18 protein-coding genes, 3 tRNA genes and 1 riboswitch are annotated in these 21,460 nt (G+C 59.5%); of the genes, 20 read left to right on the top strand and 1 reads right to left on the bottom strand.

From position 1 onward, the window contains the following. Positions 1–706: 706 nt before the first annotated feature. The 13 genes from GNF76_RS27520 (at position 707) to astE (ending at position 14,217) form a co-directional block, all read left to right on the top strand. Positions 707–1,501 carry an ABC transporter substrate-binding protein gene (locus tag GNF76_RS27520; protein WP_155586205.1) on the top strand — a complete coding sequence of 265 codons (795 nt, stop codon included), beginning with the start codon at positions 707–709 and terminating at the stop codon, positions 1,499–1,501. A gap of 92 nt (positions 1,502–1,593) precedes the next feature. After that, on the top strand, positions 1,594–2,283 hold the full coding sequence (locus tag GNF76_RS27515) for an ABC transporter permease (RefSeq protein WP_155586204.1): 690 nt from the start codon (positions 1,594–1,596) through the stop codon (positions 2,281–2,283). Continuing rightward, positions 2,280–2,978: an ABC transporter permease gene (locus GNF76_RS27510; protein WP_155586203.1), complete on the top strand. Its 699-nt coding sequence runs from the start codon at positions 2,280–2,282 to the stop codon at positions 2,976–2,978. Before GNF76_RS27515 ends, GNF76_RS27510 begins: the two co-directional genes overlap by 4 nt. A gap of 1 nt (position 2,979) precedes the next feature. Beyond that, complete coding sequence (locus GNF76_RS27505) at positions 2,980–4,092, top strand: succinylglutamate desuccinylase/aspartoacylase family protein (protein WP_155586202.1); 1,113 nt, start codon at positions 2,980–2,982, stop codon at positions 4,090–4,092. Between the two features lie 27 nt (positions 4,093–4,119). Then, positions 4,120–4,884, top strand: a complete 765-nt coding sequence (locus GNF76_RS27500; protein WP_088426873.1) for an ABC transporter ATP-binding protein — start codon at positions 4,120–4,122, stop codon at positions 4,882–4,884. Positions 4,885–5,132: 248 nt separating this feature from the next. Beyond that, a complete protein-coding gene (locus tag GNF76_RS27495; RefSeq protein ID WP_155586201.1) occupies positions 5,133–6,113 on the top strand; it encodes a GlxA family transcriptional regulator in 981 nt (326 codons plus the stop codon). A 229-nt stretch (positions 6,114–6,342) separates the two neighbouring features. Continuing rightward, positions 6,343–7,563 carry an aspartate aminotransferase family protein gene (locus GNF76_RS27490; RefSeq protein ID WP_155586200.1) on the top strand — a complete coding sequence of 407 codons (1,221 nt, stop codon included), beginning with the start codon at positions 6,343–6,345 and terminating at the stop codon, positions 7,561–7,563. 236 nt (positions 7,564–7,799) lie between these two features. Continuing rightward, a complete protein-coding gene (aruF, locus tag GNF76_RS27485) occupies positions 7,800–8,819 on the top strand; it encodes an arginine/ornithine succinyltransferase subunit alpha (protein ID WP_155586199.1) in 1,020 nt (339 codons plus the stop codon). 55 nt (positions 8,820–8,874) lie between these two features. Continuing rightward, positions 8,875–9,900, top strand: coding sequence for an arginine N-succinyltransferase (astA, locus tag GNF76_RS27480; RefSeq protein ID WP_155586198.1), 1,026 nt, complete (start codon positions 8,875–8,877; stop codon positions 9,898–9,900). Further along, complete coding sequence (astD, locus tag GNF76_RS27475; protein ID WP_178123623.1) at positions 9,897–11,366, top strand: succinylglutamate-semialdehyde dehydrogenase; 1,470 nt, start codon at positions 9,897–9,899, stop codon at positions 11,364–11,366. Before astA ends, astD begins: the two co-directional genes overlap by 4 nt. Positions 11,367–11,546: 180 nt before the next feature. Next, positions 11,547–12,893 (top strand): N-succinylarginine dihydrolase, encoded by a 1,347-nt coding sequence (gene astB, locus GNF76_RS27470; protein WP_155586196.1) that lies wholly within the window; start codon positions 11,547–11,549, stop codon positions 12,891–12,893. A 22-nt stretch (positions 12,894–12,915) separates the two neighbouring features. Continuing rightward, entirely contained in the window at positions 12,916–13,200 is a 285-nt protein-coding gene (locus tag GNF76_RS27465; protein WP_155586195.1) for a topoisomerase II, read from the top strand. Positions 13,201–13,212: 12 nt separating this feature from the next. Further along, positions 13,213–14,217, top strand: a complete 1,005-nt coding sequence (gene astE, locus GNF76_RS27460; RefSeq protein ID WP_155586194.1) for a succinylglutamate desuccinylase — start codon at positions 13,213–13,215, stop codon at positions 14,215–14,217. A 147-nt stretch (positions 14,218–14,364) separates the two neighbouring features. Here astE and GNF76_RS27455 read toward each other — a convergent pair whose 3' ends face one another. Continuing rightward, positions 14,365–14,874, bottom strand: a complete 510-nt coding sequence (locus tag GNF76_RS27455) for a 6,7-dimethyl-8-ribityllumazine synthase (RefSeq protein ID WP_155586193.1) — start codon at positions 14,872–14,874, stop codon at positions 14,365–14,367. Positions 14,875–14,989: 115 nt separating this feature from the next. Beyond that, positions 14,990–15,159: riboswitch (FMN riboswitch) on the bottom strand. Between the two features lie 197 nt (positions 15,160–15,356). On the opposite strand from GNF76_RS27455, the gene ltaE reads away from it, so the two are divergent. The 7 genes from ltaE to GNF76_RS27420 all read left to right on the top strand — a co-directional run bounded on the left by ltaE (position 15,357) and on the right by GNF76_RS27420 (position 21,324). Next, positions 15,357–16,361 (top strand): low-specificity L-threonine aldolase, encoded by a 1,005-nt coding sequence (ltaE, locus tag GNF76_RS27450; protein WP_155586192.1) that lies wholly within the window; start codon positions 15,357–15,359, stop codon positions 16,359–16,361. Between the two features lie 146 nt (positions 16,362–16,507). Continuing rightward, a complete protein-coding gene (alaS, locus tag GNF76_RS27445; protein ID WP_155586191.1) occupies positions 16,508–19,126 on the top strand; it encodes an alanine--tRNA ligase in 2,619 nt (872 codons plus the stop codon). Positions 19,127–19,221: 95 nt separating this feature from the next. Continuing rightward, positions 19,222–20,463 carry an aspartate kinase gene (locus tag GNF76_RS27440; protein ID WP_155586190.1) on the top strand — a complete coding sequence of 414 codons (1,242 nt, stop codon included), beginning with the start codon at positions 19,222–19,224 and terminating at the stop codon, positions 20,461–20,463. Positions 20,464–20,649: 186 nt separating this feature from the next. Then, on the top strand, positions 20,650–20,838 hold the full coding sequence (csrA, locus tag GNF76_RS27435; protein ID WP_002554426.1) for a carbon storage regulator CsrA: 189 nt from the start codon (positions 20,650–20,652) through the stop codon (positions 20,836–20,838). A 62-nt stretch (positions 20,839–20,900) separates the two neighbouring features. After that, positions 20,901–20,991: transfer RNA gene (locus tag GNF76_RS27430), tRNA-Ser, on the top strand. Positions 20,992–21,099: 108 nt separating this feature from the next. After that, positions 21,100–21,176 (top strand) — tRNA-Arg (locus GNF76_RS27425). A 71-nt stretch (positions 21,177–21,247) separates the two neighbouring features. Continuing rightward, positions 21,248–21,324: transfer RNA gene (locus GNF76_RS27420), tRNA-Arg, on the top strand. Positions 21,325–21,460: the final 136 nt, after the last annotated feature.

Genomic DNA, 21,460 nt, shown 5'->3' with positions numbered 1-21,460 from the left:
GGTGGGATCAAGCCCCATTCGGTGTGAGCCGGGTGGGGCTTTTTTGTGGGGCGCAGAAAATATCACTGCCAGGACCGGATTAATGTGGGAGCTGGCTTGCCTGCGATAGCAGCGTATCAGCTTGCATCACTGGTACTGACCCACCGCCATCGCAGGCAAGCCAGCTCCCACATTTGATTGCATTTCAAGGTGGGATTGGGTTGGCCTGCGTTCGGGGGCTGACAGACCATCCGCACCACCAGTCAAATAAATATCGATTTCTATCGTAGGAAGTTTCTGAATGTTACCGAGTCATCCAAATGTGTAACCCATCGCCCAAACATGAGGCAAAGTGCTACGCCTACGCCCCCAAAACCCGCGTTTTAGACGCCCTCTGAAATAAGATTAAACGCCAGACTTGCCGTGCTAGAAGGGTTTGCGAATAATAGGCCCGCAACTTGCAGCGTTAACAGGTTTAATGTCTTTTGCCTCTGCATAAAATCACGAGGCTGTCAATGAGCTGGAACCGCTTTCTCGGTGCTTCTGTAAATTGTTGTCGCATTGAGGAAATATCGGCTTCCGGCCTGTCGTTAGAATGCCGATCACTCGCTCGCCGTCGTTTACGTTTAATTGCGTAGGGCGCCGCAAAGCTATTCGGTTTCACTCATTCGCATCATGGGCCATGGCTCATACTGCTGTTTTTGCCCTATACCGATGGAGTCCCAAGATGAAGAAACTCGTGCTGTTGGGCGCCCTGGCGCTGTCTGTGTTGTCCATGCAGGCCTTCGCTGATGAAAAGCCCCTGAAGATTGGTATCGAAGCGGCTTACCCTCCGTTTGCCTCGAAGGCGCCGGACGGCAGCATCGTGGGTTTTGACTACGACATCGGCAACGCCCTGTGCGAAGAGATGAAGGTCAAGTGCGTGTGGGTCGAGCAAGAATTCGATGGCCTGATCCCTGCGCTGAAAGTACGCAAGATCGACGCAATCCTGTCGTCCATGTCCATCACGGATGACCGCAAGAAGTCCGTGGACTTCACCACGCGCTACTACCTGACCCCAGCGCGCCTGGTGATGAAGGAAGGCACCGTGGTCAGCGACAGCCTGGATGAACTCAAGGGCAAGAAAATCGGCGTACAGCGTGGTTCGATCCACGACCGTTTCGCCAAGGAAGTCCTGGCCCCTAAAGGCGCCACAGTCGTTCCTTACAGCTCGCAGAACGAAATCTACCTGGACGTGGAAGCCGGCCGCCTTGACGGTACCGTGGCAGACGCCACCCTGTTGCAGGACGGTTTCCTGAAGACGCCGGCTGGCAAAGGCTACGCGTTTGTTGGCCCACAGTTCACCGACGTCAAGTACTTCGGCGACGGCGTAGGCATCGCGGTACGTAAAGGCGACAAGGCCGAACTGGACAAGATCAACGCTGCCATCGCCGCGATCCGTGCCAACGGCAAGTACAAGCAAATCCAGGACAAGTACTTCGACTTCGATATTTACGGCGCTGATCCAAAAGCCGCCAACTAAGTCATCGCAACTGTCTGTCCGAAATGGCGCAAGCACCAGGATCTCTGAAGTTTGCGCCATTTTTTCATCCCCCCTTTTCGAGGACCTGAATCATGTTGAAAGGCTACGGGGCTGTCATCCTCGATGGCGCATGGTTGACGCTTCAGCTCGCCTTGTCGTCCATGGCCCTGGCCATTGTTCTGGGTCTGATCGGGGTCGCGTTACGCCTGTCACCGGTGCGCTGGTTGGCATGGCTGGGCGACCTGTATTCCACGGTGATCCGCGGGATCCCCGACCTGGTGCTGATCCTGCTGATTTTCTACGGCGGTCAGGACCTGCTGAACCGCGTCGCGCCGATGCTCGGCTATGACGACTATATTGACTTGAACCCCTTGGCCGCCGGTATCGGCACCCTGGGTTTCATCTTTGGCGCCTACCTCTCGGAAACGTTTCGTGGCGCCTTCATGGCCATTCCCAAGGGCCAGGCTGAAGCCGGCCTTGCTTATGGCATGAGCAGCTTCCAGGTGTTTTTCCGGGTGATGGTGCCGCAGATGATTCGGCTGGCGATCCCCGGTTTCACCAACAACTGGCTGGTACTGACCAAGGCCACCGCTTTGATTTCCGTGGTGGGCCTGCAAGACATGATGTTCAAGGCTAAGCAGGCGGCCGATGCCACCCGCGAACCTTTTACCTTCTTCCTCGCAGTGGCGGCGATGTACCTGGTGATCACCAGCGTGTCGTTGCTGGCCTTGCGTCACCTTGAGAAGCGCTACTCGGTAGGCGTAAAGGCGGCTGATCTATGATCTTCGACTACAACGTCATCTGGGAGGCGATGCCGCTGTACCTTGGCGGCTTGCTGACCACCCTGAAATTGTTGGCCATCTCGCTGTTCTTCGGTTTGCTCGCCGCCTTGCCCCTGGGCCTGATGCGCGTGTCCAAGCAGCCGGTCGTCAACGGCGCCGCCTGGCTCTACACCTATGTGATCCGCGGCACGCCAATGCTGGTGCAGTTGTTCTTGATCTACTACGGTTTGGCTCAGTTTGAAGCGGTGCGTGAAAGCTTCCTCTGGCCGCTACTGTCCAGCGCGACCTTCTGCGCCTGTCTGGCCTTTGCCATCAACACCAGCGCCTACACCGCGGAGATCATTGCCGGTAGCCTCAAGGCCACGCCTCATGGCGAGATCGAAGCGGCCAAGGCCATGGGCATGTCGCGCTACAAGCTGTACCGCCGGATCCTGCTGCCGTCGGCCCTGCGCCGGGCACTGCCGCAGTACAGCAACGAAGTGATCATGATGCTGCAGACCACCAGCCTGGCCTCCATCGTCACGTTGATCGACATCACCGGTGCCGCGCGCACGGTGAACGCCCAGTACTACTTGCCGTTCGAAGCCTACATCACCGCCGGCGTGTTCTACCTGTGCCTGACCTTCATCCTGGTGCGCCTGTTCAAGTTGGCCGAGCGCCGCTGGCTGAGCTACCTGGCTCCACGGAAGCACTGATATGGAACGTATCGATCACGTGTTGCCCTGGGGGCACCTGGGCTGTGAGCGCCAGCTGACGGTGTTCCGTTTCGGCAGCGGCGAGCGCAAGGCCTATATCCAGGCCAGTTTGCACGCTGACGAATTGCCGGGCATGCGTGCCGCCTGGGAGTTGAAAAAACGCCTGGCCGAGCTGGAGCAGCAAGGCGCCCTCAACGGCGTGATCGAGCTGGTACCAGTGGCCAACCCGATGGGCTTGGGGCAACTGCTGCAAGGCGCTCACCAGGGACGTTTTGAAGTTGGCAGCGGCAAGAATTTCAACCGTGATTTCGTCGAGTTGAGCGAGCCGGTTGCCGAGTTGCTCAAAGGCCGCCTGGGGGATGATCCCCATGCCAATGTCCGTCTGATCCGTCAGGCGATGAGCGATGCGCTTAACGCCATGCCGGCACCGGGCAGTCAATTGCAAGGCATGCAGCGGGTGTTGCTGAGCCATGCCTGCACCGCCGACGTGGTGCTCGACCTGCATTGCGACGCCGAAGCTGCGTTGCACATGTACGCGCTGCCCCAGCATTGGCCACAGTGGCGTTCGCTGTCGGCGCATTTGAATGTGAAGGTCGGGCTGCTGGCGGAAGACTCCGGCGGCAGTTCTTTTGACGAGGCCTGCTCGCTGCCGTGGTTGCGTCTGTCCCGTGCATTCCCCGAGGCGCAGATTCCCCTGGCGTGCCTGGCGACGACCCTGGAGTTGGGTGGTCAGGCTGACACCGGTCGCGATGAAGCGATTTTCCATGCCGAAGGCATCCTGGCCTTTCTCGCCGAGCAGGGCTTGATAGGCGGGCAGTGGCCACAAGCGGCCCACGAACCTTGTGAAGGCCTGCCCTTCGAAGGCACCGAGTTGCTGTTCGCGCCCCATGCCGGCGTGATCAGCTACCTGCGCAAAGCCGGTGACTGGGTAGAGGCGGGCGAGCCGATTTTTGAAGTGATTGATCCCTTGACCGACCGCGTCAGCATTGTCTGCGCCGGCACGTCAGGGGTGTTGTTTGCCGTTGAACGGCTACGTTATGCCCAAGCGGGTTTCTGGCTGGCCAAGGTGGCGGGGCGCGAAGCGCTGCGTCACGGGCGCTTGCTCAACGACTGACCAACTGTTTTTGTGAGAACCGACCGCATGTACAAACTTGAAGTCCAAGACCTGCATAAACGCTATGGCAGTCATGAAGTGCTCAAAGGCGTGTCCCTGGCCGCCGCGGCCGGTGATGTGATCAGCATCATCGGTTCCAGTGGTTCGGGCAAAAGTACCTTTTTGCGCTGCATCAACCTGCTGGAGCAACCCCACGCCGGCAAGATTCTGCTCAACAACGAAGAACTGAAACTGGTGGCCAACAAGGACGGCGCCATGAAGGCGGCGGACCCTAAGCAACTGCAACGCATGCGTTCGCGCCTGTCCATGGTGTTCCAGCATTTCAACCTGTGGTCGCACATGACCGCGTTGGAAAACGTCATGGAAGCGCCGGTCCATGTGTTGGGTATGTCGAAAAAAGATGCGCGGGAAAAGGCCGAGCACTACCTGGCCAAGGTCGGCGTCGCTCATCGTAAGGATGCGTTCCCTGGCCATATGTCCGGCGGCGAGCAGCAGCGCGTGGCGATTGCCCGTGCCTTGGCGATGGAGCCCGAAGTGATGCTGTTCGACGAGCCGACCTCGGCCCTCGACCCGGAGCTGGTCGGCGAAGTGCTCAAGGTGATGCAGGACCTGGCCCAGGAAGGTCGGACCATGGTGGTGGTGACCCACGAAATGGGCTTTGCCCGTGAAGTCTCCAACCAGTTGGTGTTCTTGCACAAAGGCATCGTTGAAGAACGTGGCAACCCGCGGGAAGTACTGGTTAACCCACAATCCGAGCGTTTGCAGCAGTTCCTTTCCGGTAGCTTGAAGTAATCAAGGCTGCCGTTGTGCACCGATATAGGGCATGCTTCGCGCGGCTTACAGGCTAACGCCGGTCCAGTGTGGGAGCTGGCTTGCCTGCGATAGCGTAGTCTCAGGCGAAAGGAATGTTGAATGTGCCAGCGCCATCGCAGGCAAGCCAGCTCCCACATTTGATCTGCATCGGTTTTAAGATTTGTGTTCACTTACGGGCTAGCATTAGCGATGCCTTTAACACTGTTTTTCGTTTCGGATAGCACTCCATGACCGCCCATCGTATTGGTTTCCTGATTTGGCCCAGCACTAAAGCCCTGACGCTTGCGCTGGCTGAGGAGGCCTTGCGCGTTGCTCAGCGGGTGCATCCGGACGTGGTGTACGAACTGTCGTTTCTCCAGGCCGAGCCGCCGATCGAAGGCGCTTGGCAATTGCCGGGTGAGCCTTGGACCGGCAAGCTGGAAGGCTTTCAGAAGCTGTTCTTGCTGGCCGATGAGCCGCCAACGGTGATTGCTTCGCAGCTAAGTACCGCCCTCAAGCAACTGGTGCGGGCCGGGTGTGTGATCGGCGGTATATCGGCAGGTGTTTATCCGCTGGCGCAGCTGGGTTTGCTCGACGGCTATCGCGCCGCTGTGCATTGGCGCTGGCAGGATGATTTTGCCGAGCGCTTCCCCAAGGTCATCGCCACCAGTCATCTGTTCGACTGGGACCGTGATCGCCTGACCGCCTGCGGTGGCCTGTCGGTACTCGACCTGTTGCTGGCAGTGTTGGCCCGTGACCACGGCGCTGAGCTGGCCGGTGCGGTATCGGAAGAGTTGGTGGTGGAGCGTATCCGTGAGGGCGGCGAGCGCCAGCGCATTCCATTGCAAAACCGCCTGGGCTCCAGCCATCCGAAGCTGACCCAGGCCGTGTTGCTGATGGAGGCCAACATTGAAGAGCCGCTGACCACTGACGAAATCGCCCAGCATGTGTGCGTCTCGCGACGACAACTGGAGCGGATCTTCAAGCAGTACCTCAATCGCGTTCCCAGCCAGTACTACCTGGAGCTGCGCCTGAACAAGGCCCGGCAGATGTTGATGCAAACCAGCAAGTCGATCATCCAGATCGGCCTGTCGTGTGGCTTCTCCTCGGGCCCGCACTTCTCCAGCGCCTATCGCAACTTCTTCGGCGCCACCCCTCGCGAAGACCGTAACCAGCGCCGCAGCAGCAGCCCGTTCGAGTTGTCGTCGGTGCCGTCCGAGCGCGGCTGATCAAAAAACTGCGCGCAGCAGAATTCCGGTTGTGTGGCCGCAAACGCTCGCCATCAGTTTAAACTGCGCCATTGCGACGCTATTTGTCGCATTGGCGTAAACCCGTGTAAAACCGGGGTTGGCGCTATAAGAAGTTGTCGCTTGGCGGCAAGGCCGGGCTGAAAACTGTCCTTACAATCCCTCCATCGCCCGCCAGTTTCAGGCAGGCGTTCCTCTTCAGGAGACTCCGATGTCCGTTGAGCAAGCCCCGGTGCAACGTGCCGATTTCGACCAGGTCATGGTTCCCAACTATGCACCTGCCGCGTTCATTCCTGTGCGTGGTGCAGGTTCGCGCGTGTGGGACCAGTCGGGTCGAGAGCTGATCGACTTTGCCGGCGGCATCGCGGTCAACGTATTGGGCCACGCCCACCCGGCGCTGGTCGGTGCACTGACCGAACAGGCCAACAAGCTGTGGCACGTATCCAACGTCTTCACCAATGAGCCGGCCCTGCGCCTGGCCCACAAGCTGATCGACGCCACCTTTGCCGAGCGTGTGTTCTTCTGCAACTCCGGCGCCGAAGCCAACGAGGCCGCCTTCAAGCTGGCCCGTCGTGTTGCGTTCGACCGGTTTGGCAGCGAGAAGTACGAAATCATCGCCGCGTTGAACAGCTTCCACGGCCGCACCTTGTTCACCGTGAACGTCGGTGGCCAGTCGAAGTATTCCGACGGCTTCGGTCCGAAAATCACCGGTATCACCCACGTGCCGTTCAATGATCTGGACGCGCTGAAAGCCGCTGTTTCGGACAAGACCTGCGCCGTGGTGCTGGAGCCGATCCAGGGCGAAGGCGGCGTACTGCCGGCTGAGCTGGCCTACCTGCAAGGCGCTCGCGACCTGTGCGATGCCAACAACGCGCTGCTGGTATTCGACGAAGTACAAACCGGCATGGGCCGCAGCGGCGAGCTGTTCGCCTACCAGCATTACGGCGTAGTGCCAGACATCCTCACCAGCGCCAAGAGCCTGGGCGGCGGTTTCCCGATTGCAGCGATGCTGACGCGTGAAGACCTGGCCAAGCACCTAGTGGTCGGCACCCACGGCACCACCTACGGCGGCAACCCGCTGGCGTGTGCGGTGGCGGAGGCGGTGATTGACGTGATCAACACCCCGCAAGTGCTGGCGGGTGTTAAAGCCAAGCACGACTTGTTCGTTGCTCGCCTGGAGCAGATCGGCCAGCAATACGGCATTTTCACCGAAGTGCGCGGCCTGGGCCTGCTGCTCGGTTGCGTGCTGAGCGATGCCTGGAAAGGCAAGGCCAAGGACATCTTCAACGCCGCCGAGCGTGAAGGCCTGATGATCCTGCAAGCCGGTCCTGATGTGGTGCGTTTCGCCCCGAGCCTGGTGGTGGAAGATGCCGACATTCAAGAAGGCCTGGATCGTTTCGAACGTGCCGTGAAGAAGCTGACGCAAGCCTGATAGGCCATTCGATGCCTGAACGATTGGGCATCGAATCAAATTTTTGTGCCGGGCCCGGTCAATGTGGGAGCTGGCTTGCCTGCGATCGCATCAACTCGGTGTAACAGGTAAACCGAGTTGTCTGCATCGCAGGCAAGCCAGCTCCCACACAAGCCTCCCCACATTGGATCTGTGTGAGTTCAGGTCCTGTGCCCGGTATTTTCCCTCTATGAGTTTTCGAGTTAAGGAGTGACACCATGCTGGTGATGCGCCCCGCGCAAATGGCTGATCTGGGCGAGGTACAGCGTCTGGCTGCGGACAGCCCGATTGGTGTCACCTCCTTGCCGGATGATGTTGAACGCCTGAGCGACAAGATTGCCGCAAGCGAAGCGTCTTTCGCTGCAGAAGTCAGTTTCAACGGCGAAGAAAGTTATTTCTTTGTCCTTGAAGACACCGAGGCCAACAAGCTGGTGGGCTGTTCGGCCATCGTCGCCTCGGCCGGTTATTCGGAGCCGTTCTACAGCTTCCGTAACGAAACCTTCGTGCATGCTTCCCGCGAGCTGAAGATTCACAACAAGATCCACGTCCTGTCCCAGTGCCATGACCTGACCGGCAACAGTTTGCTGACCAGCTTCTACGTGGTGCCGGAACTGGTCGGGTCGCCGTGGTCGGAACTCAACTCCCGTGGCCGGCTGTTGTTCGTCGCCAGCCACCCCGAGCGCTTCGCCGATTCGGTGGTGACCGAGATTGTCGGCTACAGCGACGAGAACGGTGACTCGCCGTTCTGGGACGCCATTGGTCGTAACTTCTTCGACCTCAACTACGCCGAGGCCGAGCGCCTGTGCGGGTTGAAGAGCCGGACCTTCCTCGCCGAGCTGATGCCGCATTACCCGATCTACGTGCCGCTGTTGCCGGACGAAGCTCAGGAGGCCATGGGCCAGGTGCATCCTCGGGCGCAGATCACCTTCGACATCCTGATGCGCGAAGGCTTTGAGACCGATCACTACATCGACATCTTCGACGGTGGCCCGACGCTGCATGCGCGGATCTCGGGCATTCGCTCGATCGCCCAGAGCCGCGTGGTGCCGGTGAAGATCGGCGAGATGGTCAAGGGCGTGGGTCGTCAGTACCTGGTCAGCAATGCGCAGTTGCAGGATTACCGTGCGGTGATGCTGGAGCTGGACTACGCGCCAGGCAAACCAGTGACCCTGGACCTGGAAGCCGCCGAAGCTTTGGGTGTCGGCGAAGGTGCCAGCGTACGTCTGGTGGCGGTTTAAAGCATTCGAGAGTTTCGCGGGTGGCTGGAGCCAGCGGCCCGTTTGAGGAGATAGCATGATCGTTCGTCCCGTACGCAGCAGCGATTTACCGGCCCTGATTGATCTGGCGCGCAGCACCGGCACCGGCCTCACCACCTTGCCGGCCAACGAAGAGCGCCTGACTCACCGGGTCGGCTGGGCTGAAAAGACCTTTCGCGGCGAAGCCGGGCGCGGGGATGCCGACTACCTGTTCGTGCTGGAAAACGACGAAGGCCAGGTGGTGGGGATTTCCGCCATTGCCGGCGCTGTCGGCCTGCGTGAGCCCTGGTACAACTTCCGGGTCGGCCTGACGGTCAGCGCCTCTCAGGAGCTGAACATCTACCGCGAGATCCCGACGCTGTTCCTGGCCAACGACCTGACCGGCAATTCCGAACTGTGCTCGTTGTTCCTCCATGCCGATTACCGCACCGGCCTCAACGGCCGCATGCTGGCCAAGGCGCGGATGCTGTTTATCGCGGAGTTTCCGCAGCTGTTCGGCAACAAGATCATCGCCGAGATGCGCGGCATGTCCGACGAAGCCGGGCGTTCGCCGTTCTGGGAGAGTCTGGGCCGGCACTTCTTCAAGATGGAATTCAGCCAGGCCGACTACCTCACCGGTGTTGGCAACAAGGCGTTTATCGCCGAGCTGATGCCGAAGTTTCCGCTGTACACCTGCTTCCTCTCCGAGGACGCGCGCAACGTGATCGGCAAGGTTCACACCGACACGGAGCCCGCCTTGAGCATGCTCAAGAGCGAAGGCTTCAGCTACCAGGGGTACGTCGATATCTTCGACGCGGGCCCGGCGGTGGAATGTGAAACCAGCAAGATCCGCGCCGTGCGTGACAGCGAGGCGCTGGTGCTGGCCATCGGTACGCCGGGGGACGATGCCACACCGTTCCTGATCCATAACCGTAAACGCGAAGATTGCCGCATCACCGCCGCGCCGGCGCGTCAGGCTGCTGGCACGTTGGTGGTCGATCCACAGACTGCCAAGCGCCTGAAACTGATCGCCGGTGATCAAGTGCGTGCCGTACCGTTGTCTGCTGCCCGGGAGTCGAAATAATGAATTCGCTATACATCGCAGGTGAGTGGCTGGCCGGCCAGGGTGAGCGCTTTGAGTCGCTGGACCCGGTGACCCAGCAGGTGCTGTGGGCTGGCAATGGCGCCACGGCCGAACAGGTCGAGTCCGCCGTGCAAGCGGCGCGTCAGGCGTTTCCGGCCTGGGCCAAGCGTTCGCTGGAAGAGCGTTTGAGCGTGCTGGAAGCCTTCGCCGCCAACCTGAAAAGCCGTGCCGATGAACTGGCGCGTTGCATTGGTGAAGAGACCGGCAAGCCGCTGTGGGAATCGGCGACGGAAGTCACCAGCATGGTCAACAAGATCGCAATCTCGGTACAGAGCTACCGCGAGCGTACAGGCGAGAAGAGCGGCCCGTTGGGCGACGCCATCGCCGTCTTGCGCCACAAACCTCACGGTGTGGTGGCGGTGTTTGGTCCCTACAACTTCCCTGGCCACTTGCCTAATGGTCATATCGTTCCGGCGTTGCTGGCGGGTAACACCGTGTTGTTCAAGCCGAGCGAACTGACCCCAAAAGTGGCCGAGTTGACCGTGCAATGCTGGATCGATGCCGGCCTGCCGGCGGGCGTGCTGAACCTGCTGCAAGGCGCGCGGGAAACCGGGATCGCCCTGGCGGCCAATCCGGGTATCGACGGCCTGTTCTTCACCGGTTCCAGCCGTACCGGCAACCATCTGCACCAGCAGTTCTCCGGCCGCCCGGACAAGATCCTCGCCTTGGAAATGGGCGGTAACAACCCGCTGGTGGTGGACGAAGTCGCCGACGTGGATGCGGCGGTCTACACCATCATCCAGTCGGCATTCATCTCTGCTGGCCAACGTTGTACCTGTGCCCGGCGTTTGCTGGTGCCGGAAGGGGCTTGGGGCGATGCGTTGCTGGCGCGGCTGGTGGCGGTGAGCGCGACGATTGAAGTCGGCGCGTTCGATCAACAGCCAGCGCCGTTCATGGGCTCGGTGATTTCCCTGGGCGCGGCGAAAGCCTTGATGGATGCTCAGGAACTGATGCTCGCCAATGGTGCTGTAGCGTTGTTGGAAATGACCCAGCCACAGGCCCGGGCCGCGTTGCTGACACCAGGCATTATCGATGTGACGGCGGTCACCGAGCGCGAGGACGAAGAGCTGTTCGGCCCGCTGCTGCAGGTGATCCGCTACGCTGATTTTGCAGCGGCGATTGCCGAGGCCAACAACACTCAGTACGGGTTGGCGGCGGGTTTGCTGTCGGACTCCGAGGCGCGTTACCAGCAGTTCTGGCTCGAAAGCCGTGCCGGGATCGTCAACTGGAACAAGCAACTGACCGGCGCGGCCAGCAGTGCGCCGTTCGGTGGCGTCGGGGCGTCGGGCAACCATCGCGCCAGTGCCTATTACGCCGCGGATTACTGCGCGTACCCGGTGGCCTCGCTTGAGACCCCGAGCCTGGTGTTGCCCGCCGCGCTGACCCCGGGTGTAACACTGATCTAAATGTGGGAGCTGGCTTGCCTGCGATAGCGGTCTGACATTCAGCCTGTGTGTCGACTGGTACAACCCAATCGCAGGCAAGCCAGCTCCCACACTGGATTCGGTTCACAGATATAGAGCTGCTGTGTTTTGAAGATTGCAGTTGATGCCTATAAAAAAACAGATGTTCGTGGAGCCTCGCCGATGAAATCCTGTGAAGTCAATTTTGACGGTCTAGTGGGGCCGACCCATAACTACGGCGGTTTGTCCTACGGCAACGTCGCGTCCCAGAGCAACAGCCAGCAGTCTTCCAACCCTAAGGAAGCGGCGTTGCAAGGCCTGGCGAAAATGAAGGCCCTGATGGAAATGGGCTTTGTGCAAGGGGTGCTGGCGCCACAGGAACGTCCCGACGTGGCGGCGCTACGCAACCTCGGCTTTGCCGGAACCGACGCGCAAGTGATCCAGCAAGCGGCCAAGCACGCCATGCCGTTGTTGGTAGCAAGCTGCTCGGCGTCGAGCATGTGGGTGGCCAACGCCGCCACGGTCAGCCCGAGTGCCGACACCGCCGATGGCCGCGTGCATTTCACCGCCGCCAACCTCAACTGCAAATACCACCGCAGCATCGAACACCCGACCACCAGCCGCGTGCTGGGCGCCATGTTCGCTGACCAGAAACACTTCGCCCATCACGCTGCACTGCCGGCGGTGGCGCAGTTTGGTGACGAAGGCGCGGCCAACCACACGCGTTTCTGCCGTGACTATGGCGAGGCTGGCGTAGAGTTTTTCGTGTTCGGCCGCAGTGCATTCGACACCCGCTACCCGGCGCCGCAAAAGTACCCGGCGCGCCAGACCCTCGAAGCGTCCCAGGCCGTCGCTCGCCTGCACGGCCTGCAGGATGACGGTGTGGTTTTCGCCCAGCAGAACCCGGCGGTGATCGATGCCGGTGTGTTCCACAACGACGTGATCGCAGTGGGCAACGGTGAAGTGCTGTTCTATCACGAGGATGCCTTCCTCCATACCGAGCAGATGCTCGGCGAGTTGCAGGGCAAGCTCGGCAAGCGTGGCGGCAACTTCCAGTCGATCTGCGTGCCCCGTGCCCTGGTCAGCGTTGAAGATGCGGTGCGTTCCTACCTGTTCAACAGCCAGTTGCTGAGCCGTGCTGACGGCTCGATGCTGCTGATCGTGCCGGAAGAGTGCCGCAGCAATGAGCGTGTCTGGCAGTACCTGCAAAGCCTGACGTCCTCCGGTGGCCTGATCCGCGAAGTGAAGGTCTTTGACCTCAAGCAAAGCATGCAGAACGGCGGTGGCCCGGCGTGTCTGCGCTTGAGGGTGGCTTTGAATGAAACCGAACTGGCGGCGGTCAACCCAGGGGTTATCATGACGGCACCGTTGTATGACACCCTGACCCACTGGGTCGAAAAGCACTACCGCGACAGCCTGCGGGAAACCGACCTGGCTGACCCGCAATTGCTGCTTGAGTGCCGGACGGCACTGGATGAACTGACGCAAATCCTTAAACTGGGCTCGGTTTATCCTTTCCAGATCAATTAATGCCCCAGATGAGAGCTATTTTATGACCGACACCCTGCAACTGATCCTTGAAGACACCGATGGCACTCAACTGGAAACCTCCTGCACCCGCGTCGCGGTGATCTGGCAGGGCAAGGAAATCTGGATCCAGCACGACGGCCGTGGCCAACTGCTGATCGGTGTCGATGTGGAAGAAGGCGACTCCGAGTACGCCAACCTGCTGATGCGCCCATTGGCCACCAACCTGATGAGCCTGCAACTGGAAATGGAACCGGCTGACGTCGGTGATGATGAAGATCACGTTCACGGTCCAGGCTGCAACCACTAAGGAAGCTGATCTATGCTCGCCCTCGGCAAACTGCTTGAACTGACCCTGGCCGGACGCGAACCGGCCGAGAAGACTCAAACGACCGTCGAAGGCGTGCGATTGCGCTGGCTCAGTGAGGGCGCGCTGGAAGTGCGCCCACCTGAGGCGCGGGACAACGGCAGCGACGTGCTGCTGTCGTCCGGCATCCACGGCAATGAAACTGCACCGATCGAATTGCTCGACCGGTTGCTGCACGACATCGCGCGCGGCGATCTCAAGCCGCGTGCACGCATTCTGTTCCTGTTTGGCAACCCTGAGGCCATGCGCCGTGGGGAGCGTTACCTCGAAACGGACGTCAACCGGCTGTTCAACGGCCGTCATGAACAAAGCAGCGGGCCGGAAGCCCTGCGTGCGGCCGAGCTTGAACAGTTGGCCCGCAGCTTCTTCAGCCTGCCTGATCGTTCGCGCCTGCATTACGACCTGCACACCGCCATTCGCGGTTCGAAGATCGAGCAGTTTGCCCTGTATCCGTGGAAGGAAGGGCGCCAGCATTCACGCCGTGAACTGGCGCGCCTGCGCGCTGCGGGCATGGAAGCCGTGCTGCTGCAGAACAAGAACTCGATTACTTTTTCTGCCTTCACCTACGAGCAGTTGGGCGCTGAGGCGTTCACCCTGGAGTTGGGTAAGGCCCGGCCGTTCGGGCAGAACCAGGGGGTGAATGTGTCCCGTCTGGAAACCCGCCTCAAGCAGATCATCGAAGGCGACGAGCCTGAAACCGAAAGCCTGGACGGCTTGCAACTGTTCAGCGTCTCCCGGGAAGTGATCAAGCACAGCGATGCGTTCATCCTGCACCTGCCGGCGGATGTGGAAAACTTCTCGGAGCTGAAAAAGGGCTACCTGCTGGCCGAAGACATCGCCAAGAGCCGCTGGGTGATCGAGGAGGAGGGCGCACGCATCATCTTCCCCAACCCGAAGGTGAAGAATGGTTTACGAGCGGGGATCTTGATTGTGCCGACGACGGATGCTGGCTTGGCATAAATCCCGAGACTGCCTCGATCAACTGTGGGAGCTGGCTTGCCTGCGATAGCGATCGGACATTCGGCATTGATGTCGACAGAGACACCGTCATCGCAGGCAAGCCAGCTCCCACAAAAAACCGGTTTTACACCGGTTTTTTTGTACTTCTTAAACCGCAACAGCCCGCGGCTCATTACGACGCAGCGCACGGATCTTGTGCAGCGTATCGGCACAGGTCTTCGCCGCTTCCTGGCCCTTGTGCACGAAGTGCTCAAAGAAGAAGGTCTGGTGTTCCATGCCCGCGTGGAAGTGATGCGGGGTCAGGGACACCGAGAACACCGGCACTTCGGTTTCCAGCTGAACCTGCATCAGGCCGCTGACCACTGACTGGGCGACGAACTCGTGACGGTAGATCCCGCCGTCCACTACCAGAGCAGCTGCGACGATACCGGCATAACGGCCGGTCTTGGCCAGCAACTTGGCGTGCAGGGGCATTTCAAAGGCGCCGCCGACTTCGAAGAAATCGATATCCGACTCCTGGTAGCCCTGTGCGATCATTTCGGCGAGGAAACCTTTACGGCTCTGGTCGACAATATCCTTGTGCCAGCAGGCCTGGATAAACGCGACGCGCTCGCCGTGATGGTTTTTGGCTTTGCTGTCAATTGCGGTGGGTTGCATGTTCTGACTCCTGTTTATGAAAAAAACAGGGCGTTATGAATCGAATGGGATTTAAGGGTACGGCATCACCCACCATGCCAGGCATGATCGGTTGCGCACGGCCCTTAGGCGCCAATCCCGTTCTCTCTTCATCCGGACTATGACCGTCGGCCCCGGAATCACACCGGGTCTGCTGACCTTGTCGCCGTCCTGCCTGAGCAGTTCAAGGCGCCAAGCGCTCGCGGGCTATGCGCATCGCGCGCAATTACCGCCGGTGGGGAATTACACCCCGCCCTGAGAACGTTGCCGCCAGAACCCTGGCGGCGGTCAGTTTTTACCATATATTTCTGAAAGCTGCATAGGCTGCTTTTCGATAATTGCTATTGATTATATTGGTTGGTCTGTTTGTGGGGCGCGTGCCTACAAAGCACTTGATATTCAACCGCCATGCCCGCAGTAATCGTTATCCAAAGGAAATTACTCATCCGCCAGAGGTTTGCTTCATGACCGTGATTGACCTTCGCAGTGACACCGTGACCCAGCCGACCCCAGGGATGCTCGACGCCATGGCCAGCGCCGCCAGCGGTGATGACGTCTACGGTGAAGACCCCAGCGTCAATCGCCTGGAAGCTGAACTGGCCAGCCGCCTGGGATTCCCCGCGGCGTTGTTTGTACCCACCGGCACCATGAGTAACCTGCTGGCGTTGATGGCCCACTGTGAGCGCGGCGAGGAATACATCGTCGGGCAGCAGGCCCACACCTACAAATATGAAGGCGGCGGCGCGGCCGTTCTAGGGTCGATCCAGCCCCAACCTCTGGAAGTCCAGGCTGACGGTTCCCTGGACCTGGATCAGGTGCTGGCGGCCATCAAGCCGGATGACTTCCATTTTGCCCGCACCCGGCTGCTGGCGCTGGAAAACACCATGCAAGGCAAAGTCTTGCCGCTGGCCTACCTGGCGGCGGCACGGGCTTTCTGCCGTGAGCAAGGTCTGGCCCTGCACCTGGACGGCGCGCGGATCTACAACGCAGCGGTCAAGCTGGGGGTGGATGCCCGCGAGATTGCCCAGCATTTCGATTCGGTCTCGGTGTGCCTGTCCAAGGGGCTCGGGGCGCCGATCGGTTCGGTGTTGTGTGGCTCCACCGCGCTGATTACCAAGGCGCGTCGTTTGCGCAAAATGGTCGGTGGCGGCATGCGTCAGGCGGGCTCGTTGGCAGCTGCGGGACTGTATGCGCTGGACCATCAAGTCGAGCGCCTGGCCGAGGACCATGCCAACGCGCATTGGCTGGGTGAAGAGTTGCGTAATGCGGGCTACACCGTTGAGCCGGTGCAGACCAATATGGTCTACGTTCAGGTGGGCGATCAGGCCGGGGCGTTGAAGGCTTTTGCGGCTGAGCGTGGGATCAAGTTAAGTGCTGCACCGCGCCTGCGCATGGTCACGCATCTGGACGTCAGCCGGGCGCAGTTGGCGCAAGTGGTCGAGACATTTGTCGCGTTTTCCCGAAAATGACAGTGCTGGCCGTCTAATTGACTGTTTCTATCACATAAACACGCTGTACCACGGGCAAAGGGCCGATATAATGCGGCCCTTTGCCGTCGCTCCGTCTGATGACGTTTAGCACTGGCCTTTGGCCGCAGCCTCCGTGGAAGAACCTAATGAAAAGCGCAGAAATCCGTGAAGCCTTCCTTCGCTTCTTCGAAGAGCAAGGTCACACCCGTGTCGCCTCCAGCTCCTTGATCCCAGGCAATGACCCTACCCTGCTGTTCACTAACGCGGGGATGAACCAGTTCAAGGACTGCTTCCTGGGCCAGGAAAAGCGCGCCTACACCCGCGCCACCAGCAGCCAGAAGTGCGTACGCGCCGGCGGCAAGAACAGCGACCTGGAAAACGTTGGCTACACCGCGCGCCACCACACTTTTTTCGAGATGCTGGGCAACTTCAGCTTCGGCGACTATTTCAAGCGTGACGCGATTACCTTTGCCTGGACCTTCCTGACTGGCGTGCTGAAGCTGCCGAAGGAAAAGCTCTGGGTCACCGTCTACGCCACCGATGACGAAGCCTACGACATCTGGACCCAGCAGATCGGTGTGCCGGTCGAGCGTATGATCCGCATCGGCGACAACAAGGGCGCGCCTTACGCCTCCGACAACTTCTGGACCATGGGTGATACCGGCCCGTGCGGTCCTTGCACCGAGATTTTCTACGATCACGGCGCTGACATCTGGGGTGGCCCGCCGGGCTCGCCGGAAGAAGACGGTGACCGTTACATCGAGATCTGGAACAACGTGTTCATGCAGTTCAACCGCACCGCCGATGGCGTGTTGCATCCGTTGCCTGCGCCGTCGGTAGACACCGGCATGGGCCTGGAGCGGATCAGTGCGGTGATGCAGCACGTTCACTCCAACTACGAAATCGACCTGTTCAAGAACCTGCTGAGCGCGTCGGCGGCTGCGATTGGCTGCGCCAACGACAATCAGTCTTCGCTCAAGGTTGTGTCGGACCACATCCGTTCTTGCGGCTTCTTGATTGCCGACGGTGTGCTGCCGTCCAACGAGGGCCGTGGCTATGTGCTGCGCCGTATCATCCGTCGCGCTTGCCGTCACGGTAACAAGTTGGGCGCCACAGGCAGTTTCTTCTACAAGATCGTTGCCGCGCTGGTGGCCGAGATGGGCGAGGCCTTCCCGGAGCTCAAGCAGCAGCAGGCCAACATCGAGCGCGTGCTCAAGGCTGAAGAAGAGCAGTTCTCCAAGACCCTGGAACATGGTCTGAAGATTCTGGAGCAGGACCTGGCTGAGCTCAAAGGCACTGTGGTGCCGGGCGACGTGGTGTTCAAGCTGTACGACACCTATGGCTTCCCGATGGACCTGACGGCCGATATCGCCCGCGAGCGTGAACTGACGGTAGATGAAGTCGGTTTCGAACGTGAGATGGAAGCCCAGCGTGTGCGCGCGCGTTCCGCCAGCTCCTTTGGCCTGGACTACAACACCCTGGTCAAGGTTGACGTGGCCACCGAGTTCACGGGGTATCAGGCCACCGTCGGCTCGGCCAAGATCGTGGCTATCTATAAAGATGGCAAATCGGTCGACGTCTTGAGCGAAGGCGACGAGGGCGTTGTGGTCCTCGACCAGACGCCGTTCTACGCCGAGTCTGGCGGCCAGGTCGGTGACTGTGGCTTCTTGAGCTCGACATCCGGTCGTTTCGACGTGCGCGACACCACCAAGACCGGCGGTGCTTTCCTGCATCACGGTGTGCTGGTGCTGGGTAACCTGACGGTCGGTGCGCCGGTCGACACCCAGGTTGATGCTGATGTGCGCCATGCCACCGCCTTGAACCATTCGGCCACCCACTTGCTGCATGCCGCGTTGCGTCAGGTGCTGGGTGAACATGTGCAGCAGAAGGGCTCGTTGGTCGATAGCCAGCGCCTGCGTTTTGACTTCAGTCACTTCGAAGCGATCAAGCCTGAACAGTTGAAGGCTTTGGAAGACATCGTCAACGCCGAGATTCGCAAGAACACCCCGGTAGAAACCGAAGAAACCGATATTGAAACCGCCAAGAAAAAAGGTGCCATGGCGCTGTTTGGCGAGAAGTACGGCGACGAAGTGCGCGTGCTGAGCATGGGCGGCAGCTTCTCCGTGGAGCTGTGCGGCGGTATCCACGCCAGCCGCACCGGCGACATCGGTCTGCTGAAAATCATCAGCGAAGGCGGTGTGGCTTCCGGTGTGCGTCGTATTGAGGCGGTCACCGGTGCTGCGGCCCTGGCCTACCTCAACGCTGGCGAAGAACAACTCAAGGAAGCGGCCAGCCTGGTCAAAGGCGGCCGTGACAACCTGATCGACAAGCTTTCTGCCGTATTGGAGCGCAACCGTCAGCTGGAGAAACAGCTGGAGCAGTTGCAGGCCAAGGCAGCCAGCGCGGCGGGCGATGATCTGTCGGCTTCTGCTCTGGACGTCAAGGGCGTGAAAGTCCTGGCTGTGCGCCTGGACGGTCAGGATGGCAAGGCGCTGCTGGCCTTGGTCGATCAGTTGAAGAACAAGCTCGGCCGCGCAGTGATCCTGCTCGGCAGTGTCCATGAGGAAAAGGTCGTTCTGGTTGCCGGTGTAACCAAGGACCTGACTGGCCAACTCAAGGCCGGTGATTTGATGAAGCAAGCCGCTGCGGCAGTGGGCGGGAAGGGCGGTGGTCGTCCGGACATGGCACAAGGCGGTGGTACTGACGCTGGCGCCCTGGACGCAGCCCTGGCCCTGACCGTACCGTTTGTCGAGGCAGGTATTTAAGGCGTCGTTAATGAGCCCGCGGTCTAGTCGCGGGCTCAGGCAGCGCTGATTGATTGAATAATGGGCGCCCCTTTACGGGCTGAGGCGGCTTAGAAATGGCTTTGATCGTACAGAAATTTGGAGGCACCTCGGTCGGTTCTGTCGAAAGAATCGAGCAGGTCGCCGACAAGGTTAAGAAATTCCGCGATGCCGGCGATGACCTGGTGGTGGTGCTGTCGGCCATGAGCGGCGAGACCAATCGCCTGATCGATCTGGCCAAGGCCATCAGTGGCGATCAACAACCGCTTCCTCGTGAGTTGGACGTGATTGTTTCCACGGGCGAGCAGGTGACCATCGCTTTGTTGGCCATGGCGCTGAACAAGCGTGGTGTGCCGGCGGTGTCCTACACTGGCAGTCAGGTACGTATTCTGACGGACAGTGCGCACACTAAAGCGCGCATCCTGCAGATTGATGATCAGAAGATTCGCGCTGATCTGAAAGAAGGCCGTGTGGTGGTTGTCGCCGGTTTCCAGGGCGTTGACGAGCACGGCAACATCACCACCCTCGGGCGTGGCGGTTCGGACACCACGGGCGTGGCCCTGGCGGCAGCTCTCAAGGCTGATGAGTGCCAGATCTACACCGATGTGGATGGTGTCTACACCACCGATCCGCGCGTTGTATCCGTGGCTCAGCGCCTGGACAAGATCACCTTTGAAGAGATGCTGGAAATGGCCAGCCTCGGTTCCAAGGTGTTGCAGATCCGCGCGGTGGAGTTCGCCGGCAAGTACAACGTTCCGCTGCGCGTATTGCACAGCTTCAAAGAGGGTCCGGGCACCCTCATTACTATTGATGAAGAGGAATCCATGGAACAGCCGATCATTTCCGGCATCGCTTTTAATCGCGATGAAGCCAAGCTGACCATCCGTGGCGTGCCAGACACCCCGGGCGTGGCCTTCAAGATCCTTGGCCCGATCAGCGGTGCGAACATTGAAGTCGACATGATCGTGCAGAACGTTTCGCACGATAACACCACCGATTTCACCTTCACCGTGCACCGCAACGAGTACGATGCCGCTCACCGGATCCTGGAGAACACGGCGAGCGAGATTGGCGCCCGTGAAGTGGTCGGCGATACCAAGATTGCCAAGGTGTCGATCGTCGGTGTGGGCATGCGTTCTCACGCAGGCGTTGCCAGTCGTATGTTCGAAGCCCTGGCCAAGGAGAGCATCAACATCCAGATGATCTCTACCTCGGAAATCAAGGTGTCGGTGGTTATCGAAGAGAAGTACCTGGAGCTGGCTGTGCGCGCACTGCACACCGCTTTTGAGCTCGACGCTCCGGCCCGACAGGGCGAGTGATGTGTTGCCAGGAAGGCGCGGTTTAACCGCGCCTTTCATTTTTCTGTCTGGTGCCTGTAGAGACCTGTTCTTTTACGTGCGCTCGACAATACTTAGGCGTGCAGGGCTATGGCCATCTGGTTGTAGGCTGAATGCCTTTTTTTTGCAGACTGTTGTCCCTGAACTGAAATGCGTGAGGAGAAAGGTATGCTGATTCTGACTCGTCGATGCGCGGAGAGCTTGATTATTGGTGATGGCGAAATCACCGTGACCGTGCTTGGCGTCAAAGGCAATCAAGTACGAATCGGGGTTAACGCTCCGAAAGAGGTGGCTGTCCACCGTGAGGAAATCTACCTGCGGATCAAGAAAGAGAAGGACGAAGAACCAAGCCATTAATTTTTATCGTTTTTTATGTTTGCAAACGGGGATGAAGCTGGTTAATATACGCCCCGTGTTGCGGAGAGCTGGCCGAGTGGCCGAAGGCGCTCCCCTGCTAAGGGAGTACACCTCAAAAGGGTGTCGGGGGTTCGAATCCCCCGTTCTCCGCCATTATTTGCTTAGTACGTTGCAATCTGGTTTTTTCGGTAAGTTGTTGAAATTACTCGAAAAAATAGCTTTACATAGAGATTGAACGGCCTATAATGCGCGGCAACAAATGCACTCGTAGCTCAGCTGGATAGAGTACTCGGCTACGAACCGAGCGGTCACAGGTTCGAATCCTGTCGAGTGCACCATTTAAGAGTTAGTTGCAGTGATGCAGGTAGCTTGTTTCAACCAGTTGTGATCTGGTCTAAAAACACAACTTGCACTCGTAGCTCAGCTGGATAGAGTACTCGGCTACGAACCGAGCGGTCACAGGTTCGAATCCTGTCGAGTGCACCAAACAACAAAAAGCCCGCCTAGTGCGGGCTTTTTGCCGTCTGGGGTTTTATTTTCTTTGCCGCGTCATTCGCACGCAGCCAAAGGCCCTCGGTTCTTTTTCTGTCCGCCCCATGTGTTTTCTTTTCTCCTTGTGTCG

This window comes from Pseudomonas spelaei (genome assembly GCF_009724245.1).
Lineage (GTDB): Bacteria > Pseudomonadota > Gammaproteobacteria > Pseudomonadales > Pseudomonadaceae > Aquipseudomonas > Aquipseudomonas spelaei.
Note: the sequence above shows the minus strand (reverse complement) of the source record. Positions and strands in the feature narration are given on the sequence as shown.